Below are 6,575 nucleotides of genomic sequence, written 5' to 3'. Positions count from 1 at the left end.
GAGGCGCGTACGAGGTACGCCGCGGTGAGCGTGACGAGCACGACCGAGCTCGCGTAGTGGAAGCCGACGATGAACGGGTTCAGCCCCGTGAGCACCGTGATGCCGCCCACGAGTCCCTGTGCGACGACGCCGATCAGCACGAGCCACGCGAGGACGAGCAGGTCGCGACGCGCGGGAGCGGTGCGGACCGTGACGACCGCCGCGACGATGACCGCCGCGAGCGCGACCGAGACGGCGACGACGAACGAGCGCGTGATCGCCAGGGCCAGGCCCGCGAGCACCACGCCGCCGAGCGCGAACCATCCCGTGCGGATCAGCTCGCGGCGCGCCCGCGCGTGCAGCAGCGTCAGCACGAGCACGGCGAGAGCGAGGATGCCGACGACGCCCGTCATCGTGCGGTTGCCGAACTCGATGAAGCCGTGGATGCCGAGCTCGGGCGTCGGGACCAGCGACTCGGGCGTGCACAGCGGCCACTCGGAGCAGCCGAGGCCCGACCCGGTCAGCCGCACGGCGCCGCCGGTGCCGATGATGATCACCTCGGCGAGGAACGACAGCCACGCGAAGACCGAGAGCAGTCGTCCTGGCCGCGCGGCGCGCGTCCCGGAAGTCGGGATCGACGGGGATGCGGTGGCGACGGACATGACGGTGAAGGCCTCCTGGCGGTACCCCGTGAGACAGGCCCCTGGTCGGCCCGGAGAGGGGCAGAGCCTGTAGAATCGGTGATGCTGCGGATGCGCGCGAGGAGTCTCGCCGCGCCGCTCCAAGTCTAGGCGCGAGTTCTTCGCGCCTCATGTGAAAGGCCCACCACAGAGCCCCGCTCCGGGGCCCTGGAGCGGCTGACACCGTCTGAGGCCTGATGAGGAGAGTGTGACGCCATGTCCGATGTGCTGATCGACCGTCCCGAGCTCGAGGGTCTGGGGGTGTACGAGTTCGGCTGGCACGACGCGGATGCCGCGGGTGCGAGCGCCAAGCGCGGCCTCAGCGAGGCCGTCGTGCGCGACATCTCGGCCCTCAAGAGCGAGCCCGAGTGGATGCTCAAGACCCGCCTGAAGGGGCTCGACCTGTTCGGCAAGAAGCCGATGCCGACGTGGGGCGCCGACCTCAGCGACATCGACTTCGAGAACATCAAGTACTTCGTGCGCTCGACGGAGAAGCAGGCGCAGTCCTGGGAGGACCTGCCCGAGGACATCCGCAACACGTACGAGAAGCTCGGCATCCCGGAGGCGGAGCGCCAGCGCCTCGTCGCCGGCGTCGCCGCGCAGTACGAGTCGGAGGTCGTCTACCACCAGATCCGCGAGGACCTGGAGGCGCAGGGCGTCATCTTCATGGACACCGACACGGCCCTGCGCGAGCACCCCGAGTTCTTCGAGGAGTACTTCGGCACGGTCATCCCGGCGGGCGACAACAAGTTCGCGGCCCTCAACACGGCCGTCTGGTCGGGAGGCTCGTTCGTCTACGTCCCGAAGGGCGTGCACGTCGAGATCCCGCTGCAGGCCTACTTCCGCATCAACACCGAGAACATGGGTCAGTTCGAGCGCACGCTGATCATTGCGGACGAGGACTCGTACGTGCACTACATCGAGGGCTGCACGGCCCCGATCTACAAGAGCGACTCGCTGCACTCGGCCGTCGTCGAGATCATCGTGAAGAAGAACGCGCGCGTGCGCTACACGACGATCCAGAACTGGTCGAACAACGTCTACAACCTGGTCACCAAGCGCGCCGTGGCGCACGAGGGCGCAACCATGGAGTGGATCGACGGCAACATCGGCTCGAAGGTCACGATGAAGTACCCGTCGATCTTCCTGATGGGCGAGCACGCCAAGGGCGAGACGCTCTCGGTCGCATTCGCGGGCCCCGGCCAGCACCAGGACGCCGGCGCCAAGATGATCCACATGGCGCCGTACACGCAGTCGTCGATCGTGTCGAAGTCCATCGCGCGCGGCGGCGGTCGCGCGGGCTACCGCGGCGAGGTGCGCGTGGACGCGAACGCGCACCACTCGGCCAACACGGTGCGCTGCGACGCGCTGCTCGTCGACACGATCTCGCGCTCCGACACCTACCCGGCCATCGACATCCGCGTCGACGACGTGCAGCTCGGTCACGAGGCGACGGTCTCGAAGGTCAGCGAGGAGCAGCTGTTCTACCTCATGTCGCGCGGTCTGCCGGAGGACGAGGCGATGGCCATGATCGTGCGCGGCTTCATCGAGCCCATCGCGCGTGAGCTGCCCATGGAGTACGCCCTCGAGCTGAACAAGCTCATCGAGATGGGCATGGAAGGATCGGTCGGCTGATATGACGATGTCGACGACGGCGCAGCAGGCGCCTGAGGACACGCACGCCCACGTGGACCCGGCGGCGCAGGTCGCGGACACCAGCGCGCGCGTCACCGGGGTGCCGGTGCAGACCCGCTCGGAGCGCCTGCGATCGTTCGAACCCGCCGACTTCGGCGTGCCGACCGGCCGCGAGGTCAACTGGAAGCACGCGCCGGTCGCGCGCCTCAAGCCGCTGTTCGCGGCGGCCGAGGCGAACGACGGCGTGACGGTCGAGGTCACGGCGGGTGCCGAGTTCGTGGCCGCGCCGCTCAAGGCCGGCGAAGCGCCGCGCGGCGAGTACTTCGTGCCGGAGGACCTGCCCGCCGCCATCGCCTGGCACGGCGCGACCGAGGCGCTTCACGTCCGCGTGCCGCGCGAGGCCGAGATCGCCGAGCCGATCGTCGTCCAGATCACCGGTCAGGGCGCCGACCGGCGCGCGGACGGCCACCTCGTGATCGAGGCGCTCGAGCACAGCAAGGCGACCGTCGTGCTGCGCCACAGCGGTGCCGCCCAGTACGCGCAGAACGTCGAGATCATCGCGCGCGACGGATCGGCCCTGACGGTCGTGAGCGTGCAGCAGTGGAACGACGACGCGATCCACGCCGCGGCGCATCAGACGCGCGTCGACCGCGACGCGTCGGTGCGCCACGTCGTGGTGAGCTTCGGCGGCGGAGTGGTCCGCGTGAACCCGAATCTCGAGCTCGCGGGCGCGGGTTCCCACGGCGAGATGTTCGGCCTCGCATTCAGCGACTCGGGCCAGCACCTCGAGAGCCAGGTGTACCTGCACCACAAGGGGCCCGAGACCACGGGCGACGTCCTCTACAAGGGCGCGCTGCAGGGCGAGAGCGCGCGCACGGTCTGGATCGGCGACGTCCTCATCGGGCCCGATGCGACCGGCACCGATTCGTACGAGGCGAACCGCAACCTCGTGCTCACGAACGGCGCGCGCGCCGACTCGATCCCGAACCTCGAGATCCAGACGGGCGACATCAAGGGCGCGGGACACGCATCCGCGACCGGTCGCTTCGACGACGAGCAGCTGTTCTACCTGCAGGCTCGCGGCATCAGCGAGGGCGAGGCGCGCCGCCTCGTCGTGCTCGGCTTCCTGTCCGAGACCGTGCAGAAGATCGGCATCCCCTCGCTCGAGGAGGAGCTCACCGCGCTCATCGAGAAGGAGCTCGCCGAGGGAGCGGGTCCGATCGGAGCCGGCGCGTGAGCGCCGCGCGCGTCTGCGCACTGAGCGATCTCGAGCAGGACACCCCGCTCAAGGTCGAGGTCGACGGCGTCGCGATCGCCGTCGTGCTCGACTCCGCCGGAGAGGTGCACGCGATCGGCGACACCTGCACGCACGGCGACATCTCCCTGTCTGAGGGCTTCGTCGAGGGCGAGACGCTCGAATGCTGGGCCCACGGCTCGGCGTTCTCGCTGCGCACCGGCAAGCCCCTCAACCTCCCCGCTTACGAGCCCGTCCCCGTATTCGCCGTCCAGATCGACGGCGACGACGTGCTTATCGACCCCACCCTGAAGAAGGAAGTCTGAAATGTCCGTTCTCGAGATCCGCGACCTGCACGTCACGGTCGAAACCGACGAAGGCATCATCCCGATCCTGAACGGGGTGAACCTCACGGTGCGCTCCGGTGAGACGCACGCCATCATGGGCCCCAACGGCTCGGGCAAGTCGACGCTCGCCTCGACGATCGCCGGCCACCCGAAGTACACCGTCACGAGCGGCACGATCACGTTCGACGGCGAGGACGTCCTCGAGATGGCCGTCGACGAGCGCGCCCGCGCCGGCCTGTTCCTCGCGATGCAGTACCCGGTCGAGATCCCGGGCGTCACCGTGACGAACTTCCTCCGCACCGCCAAGACCGCGATCGACGGCGAGGCTCCCTCGCTGCGCACGTGGACCAAGGAGGTCAAGGAGGGCATGAAGAACCTGCGCATGGACAGCAAGTTCGCCCAGCGCAACGTCAACGAGGGCTTCTCGGGCGGCGAGAAGAAGCGCCACGAGATCCTTCAGCTCGAGCTGCTGAAGCCGAAGCTCGCCGTGCTCGACGAGACCGACTCGGGTCTGGACGTCGACGCGCTGAAGATCGTGTCGGAGGGCGTGAACCGCGCGAAGGAGGGCACCGGTCTCGGCGTCCTGCTGATCACGCACTACACCCGGATCCTGCGCTACATCAAGCCGGACTTCGTGCACGTCATGGTGGGCGGCCGGATCGCCGAGGAAGGCGGCCCCGAGCTCGCGGAGCGTCTCGAGAACGAGGGCTACGCGGCGTACCTGCCCGCCGACGCCCCGCTCGAGGCGTAGGATCACGGCCATGAGCGCGACCCTCACACCCGAGAAGTACGACGAGGTCACCGAGGCCCTCAAGGACGTGATGGACCCTGAACTCGGGGTCAACGTCGTCGACCTCGGTCTCATCTACGACCTCGCGTGGGACGAGGAGAACGACGCCCTCATCATCCACATGACGCTCACGAGCGCCGGGTGCCCGCTGACCGACGTGCTCGAGGAGCAGACGGCGCAGGCGCTGGACGACGTGGTGGAGCGATTCCGCATCAACTGGGTCTGGATGCCGCCGTGGGGTCCGGAGCGGATCACGGACGACGGCCGCGACATGATGCGCGCGCTCGGCTTCGCGATCTGAATCGCACGCGTGAGAGAGGCCCGGGGGAGACCCCGGGCCTCTCGTCGTGACGGCCGGCGTTAGGCTCGATGGAGTGAGCATCACCCCGTTGGACGCCCTGCCCCTTGAACGACTCCGGCAGCGGAGCAGCGCGAAGTGGCGGACGTATCCCGAGGACGTGCTCCCGCTGTTCGTCGCCGAGGCGGACTTCCCGCTCGCGCCCCCGATTTCGGCGGCGCTGCACGCGGCGGTCGACCGCGGCGACACCGGCTATGTCGCCCCGCGCAACCGCGTCGCGGGGGCGTTCGCCGGATTCGCCGAGCGTCGGTACGGGTGGACGATCGATCCGTCCAGACTGCGCACGACGTGCGACGTGATGATGGGCATCTCCGAGCTGCTGCGGGCGCTCACCGAGCCGGGCGATCGCGTCGTCGTCACGCCGCCCGTTTATCCGCCCTTCTTCGCGGTCAACGAGCACGAGTCCCGCACCGTGGCCGAGCGCGTGCCGCTGATCGCCGGGGAACACGGATGGCGCCTCGACCTGGAGGGAATCGACGCCGCGTTCGCCCGGGGCGCGAAGGCGATGCTGCTGTGCAACCCGCACAACCCGACAGGCACTGTCCACTCGCGCGAGACGCTCGCGGAGCTGGCCCGGATCGCCCAGCGCCACGGCGCCTGGATCATCAGCGATGAGATCCACGCGCCCATGACGATGCCGGGCGTGACGTTCACACCTTTCCTGAATGCGGCGCCCGAGGCGGCGGAGATCGGCTTCGCGCTCACGAGCGCGAGCAAGGCGTTCAACCTCGCGGGCCTGAAGTGCGCGCTCATCCTCACGGCGTCGGAGGAGCCGGCCCGCATCGTGCGCTCCCTGCCGCACGAGGTCGAGTGGCGCACCTCCCTGTTCGGCCTCATCGCCACGATCGCCGCGTTCGACGACGGCGACGTGTGGCTCGATGCCCTGATCGCGCGCCTCGACCTGAACCGCCGCCTCCTGCACGAGCTGCTCGCCGAGCATGTGCCGGGCGCACGCTACCTGCCGGGCGAGGCCGGCTACCTCGGCTGGGTCGATCTCTCGGCGCTCGGATGGGGCGACGATCCGGCGGTGAAGATCCGTCGCGAGGCGCGCGTCGCGCTGCACCTCGGGCCCCTGTTCGGCGAGGAGGGCCGCGGGCACGTGCGAATCAACTACGGCACGGGGCCCGAGATCCTCACCGAGGCCGTGACGCGCATCGGCGCGCTCGTCGGATCCGACCCGCGCACGCCCGGCGAGTCGAAGTGACCGATCCGCTGAGCGCCGATCCGCGCGGCTTCACGGGGCCCGTGCCGACCGTCCCGCCGGCGGAGCCCGGCGTCGCGTCGCTGTGGGATCCGCGCGTCGTGTGGGTGACGGCCGGATCCGTGTCGCTGATCTTCCTTTCCGCGCTCACGTCGCTTGCGCTGACCACCGTCATGCCGATCGTGAGCGCCGACCTGTCGGGCGACGCGCTCTACGCGCTGGCGTTCTCGGGCACCCTGGCCACCGGCGTGATCGGCATGGTCGCCTCCGGAGCATGGTCGGATCGCGCGGGCCCGGTCGCGCCGCTGACGACCGCTGTGCTCCTGTTCGTCGCGGGTCTCGCCCTCGACG

7 protein-coding genes and 1 pseudogene are annotated in these 6,575 nt (G+C 69.4%); 7 read left to right on the top strand and 1 reads right to left on the bottom strand.

Translation table 11 applies throughout. From position 1 onward, the window contains the following. Positions 1 to 641: COX15/CtaA family protein (locus RIF89_RS09615; protein WP_309068899.1), on the bottom strand; the 641-nt coding region annotated here is incomplete at its 3' end. A 234-nt stretch (positions 642 to 875) separates the two neighbouring features. Between RIF89_RS09615 and sufB the strand changes: the two genes are divergently transcribed. The 7 genes and pseudogenes from sufB to RIF89_RS09580 form a co-directional block, all read left to right on the top strand. After that, positions 876 to 2,294, top strand: a complete 1,419-nt coding sequence (gene sufB / locus RIF89_RS09610) for a Fe-S cluster assembly protein SufB (RefSeq protein WP_309068898.1) — start codon at positions 876 to 878, stop codon at positions 2,292 to 2,294. Between the two features lies 1 nt (position 2,295). Then, complete coding sequence (sufD, locus tag RIF89_RS09605) at positions 2,296 to 3,531, top strand: Fe-S cluster assembly protein SufD (RefSeq protein ID WP_309068897.1); 1,236 nt, start codon at positions 2,296 to 2,298, stop codon at positions 3,529 to 3,531. Next, the gene (locus tag RIF89_RS09600; RefSeq protein WP_309068896.1) at positions 3,528 to 3,854 is read left to right on the top strand and encodes a non-heme iron oxygenase ferredoxin subunit; all 327 of its coding nucleotides are present in this window, start codon (positions 3,528 to 3,530) and stop codon (positions 3,852 to 3,854) included. The genes sufD and RIF89_RS09600 overlap by 4 nt, the downstream gene beginning before the upstream one ends. 1 nt (position 3,855) lies before the next feature. Beyond that, positions 3,856 to 4,626: a Fe-S cluster assembly ATPase SufC gene (sufC, locus tag RIF89_RS09595; protein WP_309068895.1), complete on the top strand. Its 771-nt coding sequence runs from the start codon at positions 3,856 to 3,858 to the stop codon at positions 4,624 to 4,626. Between the two features lie 10 nt (positions 4,627 to 4,636). Next, entirely contained in the window at positions 4,637 to 4,966 is a 330-nt protein-coding gene (locus RIF89_RS09590) for a metal-sulfur cluster assembly factor (protein ID WP_309068894.1), read from the top strand. Between the two features lie 73 nt (positions 4,967 to 5,039). Beyond that, positions 5,040 to 6,227, top strand: a complete 1,188-nt coding sequence (locus RIF89_RS09585; protein WP_309068893.1) for an aminotransferase class I/II-fold pyridoxal phosphate-dependent enzyme — start codon at positions 5,040 to 5,042, stop codon at positions 6,225 to 6,227. Next, positions 6,224 to 6,575, top strand: a pseudogene (locus RIF89_RS09580) (hypothetical protein); the annotation flags it as partial. The gene RIF89_RS09585 and the pseudogene RIF89_RS09580, both read left to right, overlap by 4 nt.

The sequence above is a fragment of the Microbacterium sp. genome (assembly GCF_031178525.1).
In the GTDB taxonomy this organism is placed as follows: Bacteria; Actinomycetota; Actinomycetes; order Actinomycetales; family Microbacteriaceae; genus Microbacterium.
Note: the sequence above shows the minus strand (reverse complement) of the source record. Positions and strands in the feature narration are given on the sequence as shown.

What these genes read in the sequence shown, in the direction of transcription:
- RIF89_RS09590 (WP_309068894.1), top strand. Translation starts at nt 4,637, where the DNA reads ATGAGCGCGACCCTCACACCCGAGAAGTACGACGAGGTCACCGAGGCC.
- sufB (WP_309068898.1), top strand. Translation starts at nt 876, where the DNA reads ATGTCCGATGTGCTGATCGACCGTCCCGAGCTCGAGGGTCTGGGGGTG.
- sufC (WP_309068895.1), top strand. Translation starts at nt 3,856, where the DNA reads ATGTCCGTTCTCGAGATCCGCGACCTGCACGTCACGGTCGAAACCGAC.
- sufD (WP_309068897.1), top strand. Translation starts at nt 2,296, where the DNA reads ATGACGATGTCGACGACGGCGCAGCAGGCGCCTGAGGACACGCACGCC.